This is a genomic window from Microbacterium psychrotolerans (assembly GCF_031085295.1).
GTDB classification, from domain to species: Bacteria; Actinomycetota; Actinomycetes; order Actinomycetales; family Microbacteriaceae; genus Microbacterium; species Microbacterium psychrotolerans.
In genome coordinates, this window is sequence record NZ_JAVFWO010000009.1 from 1 (window position 1) to 16,656 (window position 16,656).

Sequence of the window (16,656 nt, forward strand, 5' to 3'; positions counted from 1 at the left end):
GCGCGTCCCGTTCGAGTCTAAAACAGCTCTATATGAGAGCTATAGGTGCTCTATGCGTTCTGTAAGCTGTCTGTCAGAAACCCCTCAGCTGCTATGGTTCGGGTATGGCTCGCCCATATGGAGATCCCGTCGAGATAATCACGGCGCCCGTGCCCGCCGAATCGCCGTTCATCCCGACCGACGCGAAGATCGTCGTGGGCGCAGTGGCGCCCGCATCGCCGGATCCGATCCCGATCGTCCTGCTGCCGGGCTTCGAATATCGGATTCACGAGTGGCGACACCCGACCACGCACCAGATCCACTGGAGACTCGAACGCAGGAAGGCTGGTCGCCCGGGCGACGAATAGAGCGGCGCCGGCGCCGCCCGTAGTGTGGTGCGCCGGTCTCGGCGTCCATGAGTCCGGCGTACGTCACGGTGTGTGTGGCGGCGGGAGTCCTCGGCTACGTTTGCGGGCTGGGCGAGCAACACTCTCGGCTTCCTGGCCGGGTTCGGCTTCCGCTTCATTCGTCGGCCGGTCGATCTCCAGCTCCGCCACCAGCGTCCGCGCAGGTTCCGCGGCGCCGGTCGGTTCGACCTCCTCCCATTGCGACTCACCCGCTCGCCCGCTCGTCGACGCAGCGGTGCTCCACGCGAAGTCATGGTCAGCCTCGGCGGCAATGGGTGCGCGTGGGGGAACATCCGCGTTCGCGACGTCGTCCTCGGTCGGGCGGGTGGGTGCCTTGGCGGGGGCGTAGTCGTAGCGGGCGTCTTCTCGGGAGCGGGACATGTTGAACACGGCCCCTTCGACCGACGTCCCGAGGGAGGTCAGTCGGTCCAGTGCTCGCCGCAGTTCGCGCACGCGGAGCACGCGGGCGCCGATGACGAGGATGACGCCGCCGAGCATGCGCGCCACCACGGCGCCGTCCGGTACGGGGTTGATGGGTGGGCAGTCGATGATGGTCACGTCGAAGCGTTCGCGTATGCGTTGGAGTGCCGCGCTGGCCGCGGTCGACTCGAGCAGTTCGCTGGGGTTGGGGGGTCGGGAGCCGGCGAGGAGGACCTTGAGGTCGTCGGGGCCCCAGCTGACGATCGCGTCCTCGAGTGCGATGTCTCCGGTGAGCACGTCGGTGAACCCGGAGTACTCGGGAAGATCGAGCAGGCCGCTCAGCGTCGGTCGGCGCAGGTCGGCTTCCACGAGGCAGACCTCGAGGCCGGACGCGGCCAGCGCGGCGGCGATGTTGGCCGCTGTCGCGCTCTTGCCCTCGCCGGGGCGGGACGAGGTGATCGAGAAGACCTTGTGGACCTCGCCGGGCTGGAGGAATCGGAGGTTGGCGCGCAGCTGCCGGTATTCCTCGCCGCGCCGGGAGCCGGCCTTGAGGACGGCGATGGGGTCTCGTTGTGCGCGGCGGTCGAACGAGACGACTCCGAGCACGGGCAGCCCGGTGATCTCGGTGATCTGCTCCTTGTCGCGGACGCGGGCGTCGACGACGCCGCGGAGCACGACGAACACCGTCGCGGCGACGAGGCCGGCGAGCAGGCCGGTCAGCAGCAGCAGGGGGACGTTGGGTGAGGATGGCGCCGTCGGGGGCTTGGCGGACTCGATGACCTGCAGTCGGACGGGCGACTGGCCGTCCACGCGCGGTGTCAGCGATGGCACGACCTCGGCGAGGAACTTCGACACCGAGTTGGCGATCGCGGCCGCCCGGGCGGGGGACTCGTCGGTTGCCGAGATGGTGATGACACTCGTGTTCAACGGCACCGATGTGGTGACCTGCCGGCGCAGCTGCGAGATCGTGACGTCCAGATCGAGGGAGTCGATGACGGGGGCGAGCACCACCTCGCGGGTTGCGACCGCACTGAAGTTCCGAGCCTGCAACTGCGAGAAGTTCGACGTCTCGACAAGCTCTCTGGTGCTGGCTCCACCGGGCAGGGTCACGAAGACGTCCGAGCTTGCCGTGTACTGAGGGGAGGCCGCGATTGCCAGAGCCCCGCCGCCCAGCACCCCGAGCAGCATGCAGGCAACGACGATCGTCCAGTAGTGGCGGACGAGTCGCAGCATGGTTCTGGCGTCCATTGCATCGTTCCCGATCACACCGAGGTGATGACACCGTCGAGCTCGCGCCCGTGTCGCAGCATGGATTGACGCAGGAACTGATGCCGCATCAGTTCGATTGCTCCGCTCCGGATGGCGTGCCGCAACTCTGACTCAGCTCTGCGCCGCCGCCTCGGGGACATCGCCAGGACCGCATTCCACCGAGCGCTTCGGGTATACGTGGCTTTGGCGCTCGTCAGCGACTGTCCGCGCCGCTTGCGTCGTCGTCTGACGGCTTCTGTCAGCTGTGACGTTGTCGCGTAGCGTCCAGGGGCAGCGCCCAACGCGCGGCTGAACGGCTCCTTCGACGTGACGCTTCGATCCCACTCGAGCATCGGTTCCCTCTCCCGGAACCGATCGTCCACTGTCGTGTGCGGCAGCGGAACCCCTTGACATCTGTCGGCCCGCGTGCGCGGCTGACCGAACTCGCCGTCGGATGCCGCTCCGGGCCGTCCGCGCCGCCGGAACACGGCGTGGGCAGAAGAGACTGTGCGGGGGAGCAGCCGAAGCGCTGAGCTCGATCTCGTTGGACGGGTCGTCCCGCGTGACTTCGCAACAGCCGAAGACGGCGTGGAGGAGCTTCTGGTCCAGCTCTACCTGAACTCGCGGGCATAGGGCGTTCGGTGTCGAACGCTCCCGGCCTTTCGTGACGTGCCGGCCATCTCGCGGCATACCCAGGGAGACGGTAGCCCCGCGCTGCTCGGAGGTGCAGAGAGGTTGAGAAGCCCTCGCGTTCTGTGAATCCGCGCCGCTCGTGGTCGGCTACCGCAGCCTCGACAGGAGTGTCAACCCCTCACGCCTTGTTGCGCAGTGCGTCATGATCGCCAGCGGGCTGAATGCCCGACAAGGGGAGGGCGCGTCGTCCTGCCCGGAAAGGAACACCAATGAGTATCGGAGCTGGAATCGCGCTCTTCGCGATAGGCGCCATCCTGGCGTTCGCCGTCAACGTCGACATCGGGTGGGTGAGCCTTGACGTCGTCGGCTACATCCTCATGATCGCCGGCGCAGTGGTCTTCCTGACAGGCATCGTCTTGCTGTTCCGGCGTCGCCGGACCGACTCCGTCACGCGCACGGTAGCCGATCCCGCGGTCGCGCGGCCGGTCGATGCGGGGGTGACGCAGCGCGTCACGCGCGAGACGGATGACACCGTCGGACTCTGACCCAATCGCGAGAGGGGCGCAGCAGCCTGGCGGCGTCCCTCTCGCGAGCACTCGCGGGGGATCTCCGAGAGGTGTCACCGCAGTAGGCGTGATTCTTCACTCCTACTCGGCCTTCTTCCGCTCCTCCTGGGCCCGCTTGCGCTGCTCCTCGTCGAGCTTTTTCTGCTCCTCCTTGATCCGCTTCTGAGCCTCCTCCGCGGCCTCCCGCTCCTCCTCCGATAGGCCACTCTGGTCGTCCACAACGACATCCTCGTCGCCCGGGTCTTCGACCTCAGTCGGCGCCGGTGGTTCGGACGGCACCGTGTCTGCCGGCGTGGTCGCTGCCGGCACCGGCGCCTGATCCGGTCCACCCATAAAAGAGAAGCCGATGATGGCGGCGCCCGCGATCACTACGGCGGCGATCGATGCACCGACCACTGCAACCAGCCCGGTCCGACGCCCGGTACGCCCGGAGGATGGGGCGGGGTCCTCGGGCGCTGGGAGGAGTCGGGTGCGCGTGAGGGGCTCACCCTCAGTCGAGTCATAGACGTCGGTGGCTCCGGCATCAGCGCCGGCCTCGGCGGCCGCGGCAAGTGCGACGGGAACGGTAGCCCGGGTGCTCGATGCCGGTTCGGGCTGGCTGGGCACTGCGAGCCTTCCAGCTTGTGTCGCCACTTCGGCCGCAGTCGGCCGCGCGCCGGGGTCCGGGTCGAGCATGCGGGTCAGCAGTCGCGTCCAGCGCCGATCCACCGAGTCGGGGATGGTCGGCGGGTTCTGCAGCCGTCGGAGCGCCACCTCGGCGCCCTGCCCGCCGGCCTGGTCCCGGCGCCCTGTCAGCGCTTCGAGCAGCACGAGGCCGAGCGAGTAGACGTCTGCTGGCGGCGCCGGGTCTGCTCCGCGGACCTGCTCCGGCGCGAGGTACGCGGCGGTGCCGATGACCATGCCAGGGGAGGTGATGCGAGACGCGTCGAGCAGGAGCGCGATGCCGAAGTCCGCCAGCTTGGCATGAGGGCGCGCGCCGGGCAGCTGGGGAGGGGTGAGAAGCACGTTGGACGGCTTGATGTCGCGATGCACGATCCCAGCGCTGTGGACCACGTGCAGCGCCTCGCCGAGCTCCGCGGCGAAGTGGCCGACGATCTCAGGCGGAAGCGTCCCTTGGGCAAGCCGTGCGGCCAGCGTCGGGCCCTCGACGAACTCCATCACCAGATACTCGGGACGTTGCGGCACGAGACGCGCGTCGTAGAGGGTGACGAGCGAGGGATGATTGAGCGAGGCCAGCACGGCCATCTCGCTGCGCGCGCGTTCCGAGGAAGCTCCGTCTATGCCGGGACGGATGACTTTGATCGCGACAGTGCGGCCGAGCACGACGTCCTCGCCTCGGTAGACCCGGGCCATTCCGCCTTCACCGACGCATTCCCCCAACCGGTAACGACCGTCGAGAAGCGCGGCTGTCGATTCAGCCTCCACGTTCGCCATCCGCTCCTTCCGTGGGCCCGCGAAGGAGCGGATCCGATTCGAAACTAACCCCTCAACCTCCCGGCTGATGCGCCTTGACCATAGCCGGTTGACGTGCAGTCGTCGCGCGCTGCGGCTGCAACTGCGCGGCGATGCGTACCGGTCGGTCGTCATCCGCGTTCCCCTGACCTTCTCTGCGTCGGTTCACTTCGATCGGGTGCTGACTCCTCGCGTGAGGTCGACGAGGCCCAGCCGCCAAGGAGCTGGAGCGCTTCATGGTCGGGTGATCCCGGTTCCTGCGGTGAGAACGGTCAGTTGCACCCCTGATTCACCCACCAGGTCGAGCCCGTTGAAGTGGAGAGCCAGGGCACCGACCGCGCGGTGGTGAAAACGCTTCCCTCCGGACTGGTGCTCCCAGACGTCGTGGCGGCGGCCCCACAGGGTCAGGAGATGATCGCTGCGTGTGGACAGCTCTCCGACGAGGTCGTGCAGCGGTTTGCTGTGCGGGTCGCGTCCGGCTTCGGTGCGCAGGTGGGCCACGTTGATGCCCGCGATCGCGGATCGGGTGTGGCAACTCACCGTGACGTGCGGGTCCAGGCGGCTCAACCGCGGCCGCGAGCTAACGCCGGGATAGAGTGCCGCGCAGGAGGATGCCCGTGGTTGCTGCAGGTTTGGCTGTCCGGTCTTGAGCGTCACTGACCTCGCCGCCGTGACGGCGCTCGTCGCCGGTGGGGTCACGGTTGCGCTGGTCGCGATCCTTCATGTGCTCGAGCCGGAGTATGACCCGTCTTGGCGGATGATCAGCGAGTACTCCTTCGGGCGATATGGGTGGGTCATGCGCCTGGCCTTCATCACGATGGCGATCAGCCCGGCGGCGTTGTGCGTGGCGTTGTGGCCGTTCGGTGGCGCGTGGACGGTCGGCCTTGCCGCTGTCGCGCTGGGTGCGCTTGGTGCCGCGTTCATCGATGCCGATCCGATCATGACTCCGCGCGCTCAGGGGACGCGTGTCGGCAGGGCGCATACGGTGCTGGGCGCCGTGTTGCTCGCAGGCTTTCCTCCTGCCGCGCTATTGGCAGGGTTCGGGGTGGCGCCCGCGTTCGGATGGGCGCTGGCGGTCGCCTCCGTTGTTCCCTTCGCCGGCCTGGTGTGGTTCCTTGTCGCTGCTGCTCCCGCGCACGGGCGGGGCGGTTCCCCTGAGATTCGAATCGGGTGGCCGGACAGGTTCTGTCTTGTCGCCTACCTGGGATGGGTGGTGGTTGCCGCTCTGGACGTTCTTACGTTCGTGTGATGCAAGAGCGCCGTTTCGGAGGCCGAGGCTGCACCGAGCGCTACCTCGCGGCATCTACCGCCCTGTTCTCGTTCACGAAGTAGCAGAGCGCACGGCAAATGCGGTGTGTGGTCTCTCGGCCGCACACCGCATTTCGCCGCGTCCCCCCTACGGTTCGGCGCGCGCATGTCGCGGTGATCACCACGCGGTGTCAGGGAGGAACTGTTCCCACGCCCGTCGTCGGGCACGGCGGGGATCGTGTTCGACGCGATCCGTCACGTCGATGATCAACGTGGATCGGTCGGGCTCGCGGTAGGACGGCCACGTCTCCTCGGGTGGAGCGCCCGCTGCGAATCGCAGCCACATGGTCCGCATGCGCTGGCCGGCGGCCGCGTACTCCTCCGCCCCGCCGAACGCAGTGATGAGCCGTGCCATCGCGAGGTCAGTGCGCGCGAAGAGGGCGAACATCTCGACGCCATGGGTGGCGTCCAGGCCGAGGATCTCCAGTAGCCGCGGTGCCACGTCGAAGCGGTAGGCCCACGTGGGCGCGAAGCGCGAGTGGTAGTCGGTCACGCGTGTGCTGGGGAACCAGAAGCCGAAGTCCCCTCCGAAGTCCGCGGCGGCCCGTCGTGTGGGCAGTCCGGGATAGACGGCGCGCATGCGCCGTCGCGAACCGGCGGGGGCGCGTGCGAAGAGCGCCTCGATTCGCGGGGGAGTTCGGGGCAGGATGTCGACGCGGCCCCGGAAGATCGCCCCTTCGCGATTGTTCGTTCCGATGATGAGCGGAACGCGGTGCGCAGTTCCCGCGCGGAACGCCCGCAACGGGTGGTGGGGCAGGAAGTCGCCGTCGATGACCGGCGCCAGGCAGAAGGTGCCGGGGTAGGCGTCTGGCGTCCGGATCTGGAGTACCGTGCACGCTGCGACGAGATCGCTCGGCGATGCGGTCGTCAGCAGCTGGTGCGCCGTACGGGGGACAGGGAGTGCTTCCGCGGACTCCTCTGCGTCGTGTCTCCCGCGAGACTCGAGCGTCTGGCGGAGGATCTGGACGTACTCGCCTGCCCATCGCCGACTCATCGAGGGCGGGTAGACGGCGCCCGGTGGCGGGCTCTGGGCGATGGCCCGAGCGAACAGCCCGCGCGCCGACGGCGTTGCCATCAGCGTCGTCACCGCGTTGCCACCCGCCGAGGCGCCGAACACCGTCACGTTCTCGGCATCGCCGCCGAAGGCACCGATGTTCTCTCGCACCCATCTCAGCAGTGCCACCTGGTCGCGGAGCCCGAGATTGCTCGTCAACGGTCGATCAGGGGTCGAGTAGTCACTGAAGTCGAGGTAGCCGAGCGGCCCGAGGCGATAGTTGAAGCTGACGTACACGACATGGCCGTCGCGGACGAATCCCTCGCCCTGCCCCGAGAAGTCTCGCGACGATCCGACGCTGTAACCGCCGCCGTGGATGTACACCATGACGGGCAGCGGGTTAGAGCCGTGATCGTCCCAGATGGGCGCGTGCACGTTCACCGTCAGGCAGTCCTCGTCCGCTGCGATCACCACGGATGGTGGATGGACGAGCGGATTGCGGAACGCCTGCGGGGCGGCCGAACCGAAGTCGATCGCGTCGCGGGTGCCCTCCCACGGCACCACAGCGGCGGGACTCGCGAATCGCCGTCCCCCTACGGGCGGCGCGGCATACGGGATTCCGCGCCAGGCAAGCAGCCCGCGTTCCCGCACGCCGCGTACCACGCCACCGACGACCCGCACGTCGACCGTCTCGTCGTCGTGCCGCCGGCGGCGGCCGATCACGATCGCACGCTGCTCACTCCTCTACCTCAGCCTGATCGGGCGGTATCCGCAATGGGCAGCGTCGACGGCCGCCCGGCGGGCACACGGGTGCGAATGCGGAATACTGCCCCGAGCGCCGGTCAATCCCCGGCACGGTCAGGTGACCGCGGAGGTGGGGGGCGATGCCGGGCGAGTGAGCGGCATAGCCGCGAGCGGATCCTCACGCTGCTCGTTGAGGCACTCGGTGGCATCAGTCCACGCCAGAACTAACACGAGGACCGCCGCAACCGCCGGGGCTCCCGCCCGATCCTTCAAAGGAACTCGCTACGACTGGCCTGTCTCGGGACGGCGGTGGCAGTTCTGCATCAGGACATCGGCGACGCTGGGCGTCACGAAGCCGCCTATGAACCGGGGGCGGATGTTGCGCAATAGTCCGCTCGTTCGTTGCACGGTAGCTGTGCCCACGCTTACGGTCGGTCGCTGTTCGGCATCCTTCGAAGCTGGGGAGATGCCGTTCCGCCACAGAAGTCGTGGCACACCCATCGAAGACGCTGGAGGAGCCCCGTGCCCAAACCACCCCTCGTGCGCCGTGCGCCCATCGCGCTCGGCGCCGTCGTTGCGCTCACCGCCGCGCTGCTGCCGGCTGCCCCTGCCATGGCCGAGTCGGCACCGTGCATCGACCCCGGCTTCGGCAAACCGATGCAGGTGACCGCCGACTGCAACGATCAGACCTACGCGGATCCGGTCATCGACGCCGAGACCGACGAGACCTCGCCAGTGCCGCATCACCGGCTCGCGGGTCACTTCGAAGGAACTGACATCCAGTTCACGATCTACCTCCACGCAGAGGCGGACAAGAATCAATGGGAGGGCCGCTTCTTCCAGTACACCTACCCGACCGTGTTCACGCCGGGCGTGAACCTCGCCGAGGCGACGGACCGCGCAATCGGGTTCGCGCCGGCCAGTGGCGGATACGCGGTGCAGGCCGGCAACACCTCCCTGTCGCTCGGTTACCGCCACGCGGCAGCGGCAGCCAAGTTCGCCGAGACGGTCGCGGCCGAGTACTACGGCACTGATCGCGTCATCTACGGTTACCTCTACGGTCCGAGCGGCGGGTCGTTCCAGACGGTCGGCGCGGCCGAGAACACCGAGGGCGTGTGGCAGGGCTTCGTCCCGATGGTGCAGGCCGTGCCGACGCCGAACAGCTACAACTTCAACGGGCGCGCGGCCGCTGAGTTGATCCTCGGCGAAAAGGCCGCTGAGATCCGCGACGCGCTTCTGCCCGGAGGGAGCGGCGATCCGTACGCGACGCTCGACGAGGCGGAGCGCGCGCTGCTCACCGAGGTGCACAAGCTCGGCATCCCCTGGAAGGGCTGGGAGAACCCCGACTACCTGCTCGGCAGAGACCCGCAGTTCTACGGAGCGGGGCTCGACTCCGACAGTCCCTTGTCCTACGACCCCACCTACGTCGACGACTTCTGGAACGCGCCCGGCCACCTCGGCACGGAGAACACCCCGCTCGGGCAGCGGGTTCGTGCGGAACTCGCCGAGATGGGAGACACCGTCGGCCACCGCTGGAACATCGCGAAGCGGTTCGCGTACCGCTACCAGCTCCCCCCGGCAAGCACCGGGTGGATAGCACTGGACCAGTTCCGCGTCGCCGACGGCACCCCGATCTATCCGCAGCGCCCGGTCGCCGAGCCCGGCTTCTCAGGCTTCGTCTCCGGCTTCGCGGCGTTCGACGGGTCGATCAACGGGAAGGTGATCGTGGTGTCCAACCTCTACGACACCGACGCGCTGCCGATCCACACCGACTGGTATCGAAAGCAGGATGCCGCTGCGATCGTGGTGTCGTCGTACGGCGGGCCCTTCGGGCCGGCGGCTGTCGCCGACGTGCTGTTCGGAGCGGTGAACCCGAGCGGAAAGCTGCCCTACAGCATCCCGCGCCATACGGGTCAGATCCCCGTCTACCACCACCAGCGGGCAGGCACTGGCTACCGCAACCCGCTGCCGCCTGACGTCGATCGGCACTACCTCGACGTGCCCGCTACGCCGCTCTTCACGTTCGGGCACGGCCTGAGCTACACGAAGTTCGTGCTGTCGGACCTGGTTGCGGATGCCGAGATGACGACCAGCGGATCGGTGCGGATCGCGGCGACCGTGGAGAATGCGGGCGAGCGCAGCGGAGACACGGTCGTGCAGCTCTACGCCCGTGTGAACACCGTCGGGGCCACGCGCCCTGCTCAGCAGCTCGCGGGATTCGCACGGGTCTCGCTCGATGCTGGGGAGGCGCGGCGGGTGACCTTCACGCTGGATGCCGCGCAACTCGGGTGCACGGACATCGGGGGCGAGTTCGTCGTTGAGCCGTCGCCGGTGAACGTGTGGGTGAGCTTCGACGCCGCGTCGCGACCGCTCGAGACTGTGGTCGACGTCATCGGACCCCGCCGTCGGCTGAGGAGTTCCGAACGGACCTTCCTGTCGGCGTCGGCTGTCTCTGCCAGCTGACTCAGGAACATGGATGACCGGGCCCGCCTCGAGATAAATCCCCGGTCAGAATGAGAAAATGCACCAATGCCCCTGGAGGGACTCGAACACGACTGAGCATAATGCTCAATCGGACCCGAACCTGCAAGAACCGCGGAATTACGCGGATCTTCGAGGGCTCAGGCAACACTGACCGACCATCGAAGACAGTGTGCCGCAAACAGTTTGCGGGCAAAATGCGGGCAAGAACCGTTGAAAAATCAGGGGTCGCGAGCATCCAAGACGTGAGCCTGGCGAGCGTTGGAGGTCGACCCTACGGCAATGAGCGGCAGATGAGCACATTGCTGAATGCATGTCGCCACACCGTCGCCTAGGTGAGCATTATGCTCAAAACCAAGTTTTGGCGACGTTGTCCTCCGAGTGGGCCGTGAAGCGGCAGCGCCGGCAGGCCGCTCAGCGTCCGATTGACGGGCCTCCGGGCTGCGTCGGTCCCTGGTGGGGCGCCGCAGGGTCGTTTGGCTTGCCCGGGTTGTAAGGGTCAACCGCCGGCGCCCGTCGGGGTTCCTGAATACGGACTTCTGGAGCCAGACCCGAGTCGCGCGCGCGACTCATGAGGCGGGTCGCGGTGCTCTGGCTGATCTGGAGAGTGTCGGCGACGAGCTTCAGTGGCGGATAGCTGATTGCGGTCGCGACGCGATAGACGGAGATCGCGGCGTGGAGGGACTCCAGGGGCTCGCGCTCCTCACGTGCCCGCACGCGACTGAGAAAGTCGCGCACCGGTATGCGGTCGCGCTTGTCGCCATTCTCCGTGCCGACGTCGACGGTCACGACATCGAGAGCAGACCTCGTCATGATCCAGTGGGTTCGCACCTCGCGGAGCGCCTGGCTGGTGATGTCGACGCCCTCCGCTTCGCGCTCCAACGCAGCGAAGACCACCGCGGTGCGTCCAAGCGTGTCATCCCACTCCACGCGGACGGTGATCGTGCCGGGCACATCCTGCTCACCCGACACGCGCGCGCGCCAGGACTTCGGAAGCGTCACCCCGCTGCCGAGATCTATGCGTTCGTCGCTGAAGTCGTAGGTCTCGACGTCTGCCATGGAGCCCACTATTCCAGGTCATCGAAGAATCGCGAAGAAGACTGTCGATCTTGGCTCACGCGTGTGGTACCTTCCCACGAAGGGAGAGTGACACTGCTGGCTCAAAGAAGGGTGGGACCATGAACCGGTCACAAGATTCTCTGGCACTGACGATGAAGGATGCCGCAAAGCTCGTCGGTGTCGACTACCGCACGATCAAGCTCGGCATCGAGAGCGGGACCATCCCCACAGTCCAACTCGGCCCGCGCCGGATGATCCCTCGCGTGCCGCTCCTGCGCGCCTTCGGCGTCGATGCCTGATAGCGGCGCCACGGGCGGCGCTGCCCATCGTCCAAATAGCCGACAGGCACGGCGTGATCCCCAGGCGTGTGGTGAACGAAGACGCTCCCTCGTCGGGCTTTGCTCAAGGCGCTGGCCCCAGCCAACGCATCCGCCCCTGCGAGCGGAACCAACGGTCAGCGCGGGGTCGTAAGCGGGATGTGCCCGTCGAGGGCCTGGATCTGTGGCATCGATCTGGTCACGTGCGGATCGCTCAGCTAGCAACACGACGGAGAATCCAGTCAAGTCGGCTCGGCACCGGCGCAGACCGGCGCCGCTCATACTGCCGAACCCACTCGTGATGTGGCCTCGGTCCGGCAAGCCACAGGCCCTCTACTCGCTGCGACCGATCCATGCGCTGACGCAGTCGATGTACGCGATGGCGGCGTCCCACCCGTCTTCGGCGGGTTCGCTCAGCGGCGCCGACGCCCAACGCAGGTAACTGTGCGCGCCGGCGACAACACCGAATTGCTCCGCGCGAGTGTCGACGATACTCCGCCGGATGTAGCACGTCGTCCCGACCGGGCGCCGGCGCTCCATACCGCTAGAGTCATGGGAATTGGCCGAATCCTGGGGGATCAGTTGATCGAGAAGACCACGCTCAAGGGCGAAGACCTGTGGAAGCTGCGTCTCGACGAGGAGAATCCGCGACACGAACCGAAGTCGCAGCAGCAGGACGTCATCGACTACCTGGCGGCGAACGAGGATGTGCTGCCGCTGCTCGAGGACATCGCCGATCTACGCTCGCTGAGCCCGTTCGACCGCTTCGGCGCGGTCCGGTCGGGAGAGATTCTCATCGCGCTGGAGGGTAACCGTCGGTTGTGCTCGCTCATCCTGCTGAACGACCCCGAGCTCGCGCCTGCGAAGTACCGGGCTCGGGTCCGCACGGCCGCCACCGGATGGAATCCCGGTGACATCGAGATCGACGTCGCCGTCTTCGAATCCCGCGAGGAGGCTGACCCGTGGCTCGAGCGGCGACACCAGGGCGCACTGGCGGGAAAGGGGCTGCGGCAGTGGTCGCCCGCGGCGAAGGACCGTCACTTCGGCGTATCCGCGAACGCGCTCGCGCTGCGGCTCCTCGACGACGGGGTCAGGTTGAACCTCATCACGCCCGAGCAGCGCCGCAAGCGGGTCGTCACGACGGTGCGCCGGTTCTCCGACCGGGTCCCCTTCCGAAGGGGCTACCTACGGATCTCCACGGCCGCGGACGATCCCAACTACATCACGGATCTCGATGGCGACCTCTACAAGGAGCGACTGCGTGTCTTCCTCTGGGGGTTGTTCGCGGACGAACCCACCGTTCACTCCCGCATGTCGGCGCGAGACATTCAACAGTGGGTTGACGACCAGTTGAAAGACCCGTTGCTCGGCGATGGAGCTTCGGCGGGAACCGCAGGCTTCGTCGAAGATCCGCGCGACGAGGCGGGAGCCGAGAGCTTCGAAGCTGAACAGGGCGCACGGACGGCGGGGATCAACGGCGCTGAAAGCGGTGGCTCGGGGCGCGACTCGTCGGCGGAGAACGCCCCGACCGGGGGCGACACCAAGGTACCGAAGCCCCCGGCGCCGTCCAGTCGTTGGACGCTCGTGGACGGCGGCTCGTTCGCCACCCCAACTGCCGATTCCGTCCGTCGCCATGTGATCTACGAGCTCTCACGGGTCACGAAGAACACCCCGCTAGCGGCGTCCGTCGTGGCACGCGTGTTCCTCGAGGGCATATACGTCGACATGTGGCAGAGGACCTGCGTGGGCAAGGCCGAGTCGAAGCTCCACGTGAAAGTCCTCGACATCGTCAAGGTGATCGGCGCGTGGCCGGACCTGACTCGCGCCGAGAAGAACGCGCTCAACGCACTGCAACGGAGCGCCCAGAACCCCGGCCAGCTGCTCAGCCCCGCAGGACTGGGGGCGGCCGCGCACGGGGCCGCCATACCCGCCTGGGCGACGTTGGTCGCGGAATGGGATTCACTGCTCCCGATCACCCGGAGGATTTTCGCGTTCGTAGAGGACGTCGCTGGCCAAGAGCTGTTCTGACCGCTAGCGTCACAGCTGGAGGAAACAGCAACGTGCCCAACACCTACTCACCGCTCCGATATCCCGGCGGAAAGAGCGTCCTGCTGAAGGCAGTCGTCGACGTCATCGAACGCAACGACCTACGAGGGCACCGGTACGCCGAGCCGTACGCCGGCGGCGGCGGCCTAGCGTTGGCGCTGCTGTACGGACGCCATACCCACCGCATTGCCCTCAACGATCTCGACCCTGCGATCTACTCGCTGTGGTGGTCAATCCTGAATGCGAACGACGAGCTCCTCTCCAAGATCGAGACCACCGCCATCACAGTCCCGGAGTGGCATCAGCAACGCGAGACTTACTTCCTCGGCGACGCGAGCGATCCTGTGTCGCTGGGGTTCGCCGCGCTCTTCCTGAACCGCACCAACCGCTCGGGGGTCATTAAGGGTGGTGTGATCGGGGGCCTCGATCAAACCGGCAACTACCTGATCGACTGCCGGTTCAACCGGGAGACGCTCGCACAGAGAATCGAACGGATCTGGAAATACCGGGCCCAGATCGAGATATCGAGCCTGGACGGGCGTGCATTTCTCGAGCAGCACGACGAGCGAGCAGAGCCGACCCTGTTCTTCGTGGATCCGCCGTACTTCGTGAAGGGCCGGGGGCTCTACTCGAACTACTTTGAAGAGGATGACCACGACCAGCTAGCCGAGCAGGTGCACGCCCTGAAGAACCCATGGCTGCTCACCTACGACGACGCCGAAGCCATCGCCGCCTTGTACGGCACTGACCCGTTGTACAGATACTCGATCAAGTACTCGGCGGCGGTGAAACGCACCGGCACCGAGTTGCTCGCCACGTCCAAGGACCTCGAGGTCGAGTTCCCGAACATGACGCGCGTCGTGCATCCCGAGCGGTTAACCGCCTGACTGTACTGAGCGAACGAATCGTGGCGTGCTCAGCGCGCGCGTGGCTCCTGCCCGCGCAGGAAAGCAGCCCGCCGGCTTCACCCCGTCCGATCGAGACCTGCTCGGCGGGAATCGGCCGGCGTCCTCAGGCGGCAAACCGACCTCGTGGAGCATCAGCGTCTTGCGTATGGCGAGGATGGAGTCCTCACTGATGTCATCGGCCAGCTGTAGAGCGGCCTCCATGGCGCGGACGTTTCCAACGACGGTGAGCGCGTTCGCCTTTCGCCCTCGTCGATTTCGGCCCCGTGAGACTGCTTGGGCGCGCGGTCCGCTGCCGCGGTGGATTGTCTGAGATGCTTAGCGATCTGCGCTTGCAAACTTACATCTAGGTGTAATATTAGAAGCGCCGATGAGGGGGTGTGGTGATGCGTGCTGTTGATGCTCTGGAAGTTCTCGAACTGCTCGGTTCGACGCAACGTGGTCTGGTGACGACCGCTCAGGCTCGCGAGGCGGGTCTGTCGGGCGTGGACCTGACGCGCCTTGCCGCCTCCGGGAAGGCACTCCGTGTTCGCCACGGAGTATATGCACTGCCCTCGGCGGGCGTAGACCGGCTGCAGGACCTGCGTGCGGCGTGGCTGGCGGCCTCTGCGAATGGCGATGTCGTCGTCTCTGGCGCTTCGGCGGCCGCCGTGCATGGTCTCGGTGACCTCGTTCCCGCGGCCCACGACTTTACCGCCCCGGTGCGCCGCCAGAGCACGCTGCCGGACGTCCGATTCCACCGCGCCAAGCTGAACGACAACGACGTGACCGTGGTCGACGGGCTTCCGGTGACCACGGTGGTGCGCACGGCCACCGACCTCGCTGCGTCGTCGCTGGATTCCGGTCACCTCGCCGGCTTTCTCTCCGCCGCGGTCGAGGATCGGGATGTGGATGTCGAGGAGCTCGCGCAGGCGCTCTCCCCACACGCCGCGCACTACGGGTTCGACACGGGACGAGCGCTTCTCGCGGGGTTCGCTCCCGAATATCTGACGGCGGCGCTCCGTAGCGCGGTTCGCACGGCGGTCACGCGCTCCACCAAGTTTCGGAAGCAGGCTCTAGAGCTTCTCGAAGAACCCGACGGCGCGAAGACGCTACTGTCTCTCCTCGAGAAGCGTCTCGCGTCGTAGCGGGCCGCAACCTCGAACGGGGGAACAATGGCGCTCACCACGCTGCAGCTGGCAGCCCTCGCCCGGTCGCTTCAGGCCAGGCTGAACAACGAGGCGCGCAGGCGCGGCGTGACTGCGGATGTCATCCGCAAGCAGTACGTCTTCACGCTCTTCCTAAGCAGGCTTTTCGACACGGACCCGCAGCCGCCGTGGGTGCTCCTCGGCGGGAACGCGTTGCTGATTCGCACCGGCGGCGGACGGTTTACGCAGGACATCGACTTGGCCCGCGAGAGCGAGTGGGAATCGACGGAGGACGTGCGCGCCGAGCTGCAGTCGCTCGTTAACGCCGGCGCGGACAGGGACCCGTTCACCTTCGTGGTCGTCTCCGTCGAACCGCACTCCGAGCCTGACCCGTACGGCTACGGCGCGAAGACGGCGAACGCGAAGGTGCAGGCGAGTCTCGGCGCCCAGGTCTTCGACACATTCACCATCGACCTCACCGAGAGGCGTCACCTCGACGTTCCTGTCGACCAGGTCCCGCTACGTGCCGTCATCGAGCACGACACGCTCGCCGACCTACCGTCGGTGCCAACGACTCCGCTCGAGAACCACCTGGCCGACAAGGTGTGCGCGATGTACGAGCGACACGGGAGAGGCGGCGAGTCGCCCTCCACCCGGTACCGTGACCTCGCCGACATCGTCCGCATCCTGGACGCCGGCCCCATCGACGCCGCCCGCCTGAAGGAAGTGCTCGCACGCGAATCGGGTCGGCGCCGGGCGACGCTGCCGAGCCGCATGGAGGCGCCCGCCGAGGAGTGGCGGGTTGCGTTTCCGCGCCAGGCGCGGACATTTGCGGAGTACCCGAGCAGACTCTATGAACTCGACGCATCCCTGGACGAGACCCGGCCCTGCCTGGACCCCGTCCTCTCCGGAGAGCGGATGTCCGGCACGTGGGACCACGAGGAGCGGTCCTGGTCTGACTAAGGGGACG

Annotated in this window: 14 protein-coding genes; 9 read left to right on the top strand and 5 right to left on the bottom strand. The window is 67.0% G+C overall.

What is annotated here, in order from left to right; genetic code table 11:
- The first annotated feature begins 149 nt into the window (after positions 1-149).
- Complete coding sequence (locus Q9R08_RS20155; protein WP_308870000.1) at positions 150-347, top strand: hypothetical protein; 198 nt, start codon at positions 150-152, stop codon at positions 345-347.
- Between the two features lie 63 nt (positions 348-410).
- Here the strand turns inward: Q9R08_RS20155 and Q9R08_RS20160 are convergent, their stop codons facing one another.
- Positions 411-2,054 (bottom strand): tyrosine-protein kinase domain-containing protein, encoded by a 1,644-nt coding sequence (locus tag Q9R08_RS20160; RefSeq protein ID WP_308870001.1) that lies wholly within the window; start codon positions 2,052-2,054, stop codon positions 411-413.
- A 902-nt stretch (positions 2,055-2,956) separates the two neighbouring features.
- Between Q9R08_RS20160 and Q9R08_RS20165 the strand changes: the two genes are divergently transcribed.
- Complete coding sequence (locus Q9R08_RS20165) at positions 2,957-3,232, top strand: DUF6458 family protein (RefSeq protein WP_308870002.1); 276 nt, start codon at positions 2,957-2,959, stop codon at positions 3,230-3,232.
- Positions 3,233-3,334: 102 nt separating this feature from the next.
- Here Q9R08_RS20165 and Q9R08_RS20170 read toward each other — a convergent pair whose 3' ends face one another.
- Together Q9R08_RS20170 and Q9R08_RS20175 are read right to left on the bottom strand one after the other, a co-directional pair.
- Positions 3,335-4,687 carry a serine/threonine-protein kinase gene (locus Q9R08_RS20170; RefSeq protein ID WP_308870004.1) on the bottom strand — a complete coding sequence of 451 codons (1,353 nt, stop codon included), beginning with the start codon at positions 4,685-4,687 and terminating at the stop codon, positions 3,335-3,337.
- Between the two features lie 252 nt (positions 4,688-4,939).
- On the bottom strand, positions 4,940-5,362 hold the full coding sequence (locus Q9R08_RS20175; protein WP_308870005.1) for an MmyB family transcriptional regulator: 423 nt from the start codon (positions 5,360-5,362) through the stop codon (positions 4,940-4,942).
- Between Q9R08_RS20175 and Q9R08_RS20180 the strand changes: the two genes are divergently transcribed.
- The gene (locus tag Q9R08_RS20180) at positions 5,352-5,954 is read left to right on the top strand and encodes a DUF998 domain-containing protein (protein WP_308870007.1); all 603 of its coding nucleotides are present in this window, start codon (positions 5,352-5,354) and stop codon (positions 5,952-5,954) included. The genes Q9R08_RS20175 and Q9R08_RS20180 overlap by 11 nt on opposite strands.
- A 177-nt stretch (positions 5,955-6,131) precedes the next feature.
- On the opposite strand, the gene Q9R08_RS20185 is transcribed toward Q9R08_RS20180, so the two are convergent.
- The gene (locus Q9R08_RS20185) at positions 6,132-7,730 is read right to left on the bottom strand and encodes a carboxylesterase/lipase family protein (protein ID WP_308870008.1); all 1,599 of its coding nucleotides are present in this window, start codon (positions 7,728-7,730) and stop codon (positions 6,132-6,134) included.
- Between the two features lie 543 nt (positions 7,731-8,273).
- On the opposite strand from Q9R08_RS20185, the gene Q9R08_RS20190 reads away from it, so the two are divergent.
- Positions 8,274-10,214, top strand: a complete 1,941-nt coding sequence (locus Q9R08_RS20190; RefSeq protein WP_308870010.1) for a fibronectin type III-like domain-contianing protein — start codon at positions 8,274-8,276, stop codon at positions 10,212-10,214.
- 432 nt (positions 10,215-10,646) lie between these two features.
- Here the strand turns inward: Q9R08_RS20190 and Q9R08_RS20195 are convergent, their stop codons facing one another.
- Positions 10,647-11,291, bottom strand: coding sequence for a hypothetical protein (locus tag Q9R08_RS20195; protein ID WP_308870011.1), 645 nt, complete (start codon positions 11,289-11,291; stop codon positions 10,647-10,649).
- 119 nt (positions 11,292-11,410) lie between these two features.
- Between Q9R08_RS20195 and Q9R08_RS20200 the strand changes: the two genes are divergently transcribed.
- The 5 genes from Q9R08_RS20200 (at position 11,411) to Q9R08_RS20220 (ending at position 16,649) form a co-directional block, all read left to right on the top strand.
- On the top strand, positions 11,411-11,590 hold the full coding sequence (locus Q9R08_RS20200; protein WP_308870012.1) for a helix-turn-helix domain-containing protein: 180 nt from the start codon (positions 11,411-11,413) through the stop codon (positions 11,588-11,590).
- A gap of 462 nt (positions 11,591-12,052) precedes the next feature.
- Positions 12,053-13,636, top strand: a complete 1,584-nt coding sequence (locus Q9R08_RS20205; protein ID WP_308870013.1) for a hypothetical protein — start codon at positions 12,053-12,055, stop codon at positions 13,634-13,636.
- A 32-nt stretch (positions 13,637-13,668) separates the two neighbouring features.
- Positions 13,669-14,541 (top strand): DNA adenine methylase, encoded by an 873-nt coding sequence (locus tag Q9R08_RS20210; RefSeq protein WP_308870014.1) that lies wholly within the window; start codon positions 13,669-13,671, stop codon positions 14,539-14,541.
- Between the two features lie 404 nt (positions 14,542-14,945).
- On the top strand, positions 14,946-15,686 hold the full coding sequence (locus Q9R08_RS20215; protein ID WP_308870057.1) for a type IV toxin-antitoxin system AbiEi family antitoxin domain-containing protein: 741 nt from the start codon (positions 14,946-14,948) through the stop codon (positions 15,684-15,686).
- A gap of 27 nt (positions 15,687-15,713) precedes the next feature.
- Positions 15,714-16,649, top strand: coding sequence for a nucleotidyl transferase AbiEii/AbiGii toxin family protein (locus Q9R08_RS20220; RefSeq protein ID WP_308870015.1), 936 nt, complete (start codon positions 15,714-15,716; stop codon positions 16,647-16,649).
- The last annotated feature ends 7 nt before the right edge of the window (positions 16,650-16,656 follow it).

What these genes read in the sequence shown, in the direction of transcription:
- Q9R08_RS20160 (WP_308870001.1), bottom strand. Translation starts at nt 2,054, where the DNA reads ATGGACGCCAGAACCATGCTGCGACTCGTCCGCCACTACTGGACGATC.
- Q9R08_RS20165 (WP_308870002.1), top strand. Translation starts at nt 2,957, where the DNA reads ATGAGTATCGGAGCTGGAATCGCGCTCTTCGCGATAGGCGCCATCCTG.
- Q9R08_RS20170 (WP_308870004.1), bottom strand. Translation starts at nt 4,687, where the DNA reads ATGGCGAACGTGGAGGCTGAATCGACAGCCGCGCTTCTCGACGGTCGT.
- Q9R08_RS20195 (WP_308870011.1), bottom strand. Translation starts at nt 11,291, where the DNA reads ATGGCAGACGTCGAGACCTACGACTTCAGCGACGAACGCATAGATCTC.
- Q9R08_RS20200 (WP_308870012.1), top strand. Translation starts at nt 11,411, where the DNA reads ATGAACCGGTCACAAGATTCTCTGGCACTGACGATGAAGGATGCCGCA.
- Q9R08_RS20215 (WP_308870057.1), top strand. Translation starts at nt 14,946, where the DNA reads ATGCGTGCTGTTGATGCTCTGGAAGTTCTCGAACTGCTCGGTTCGACG.
- Q9R08_RS20220 (WP_308870015.1), top strand. Translation starts at nt 15,714, where the DNA reads ATGGCGCTCACCACGCTGCAGCTGGCAGCCCTCGCCCGGTCGCTTCAG.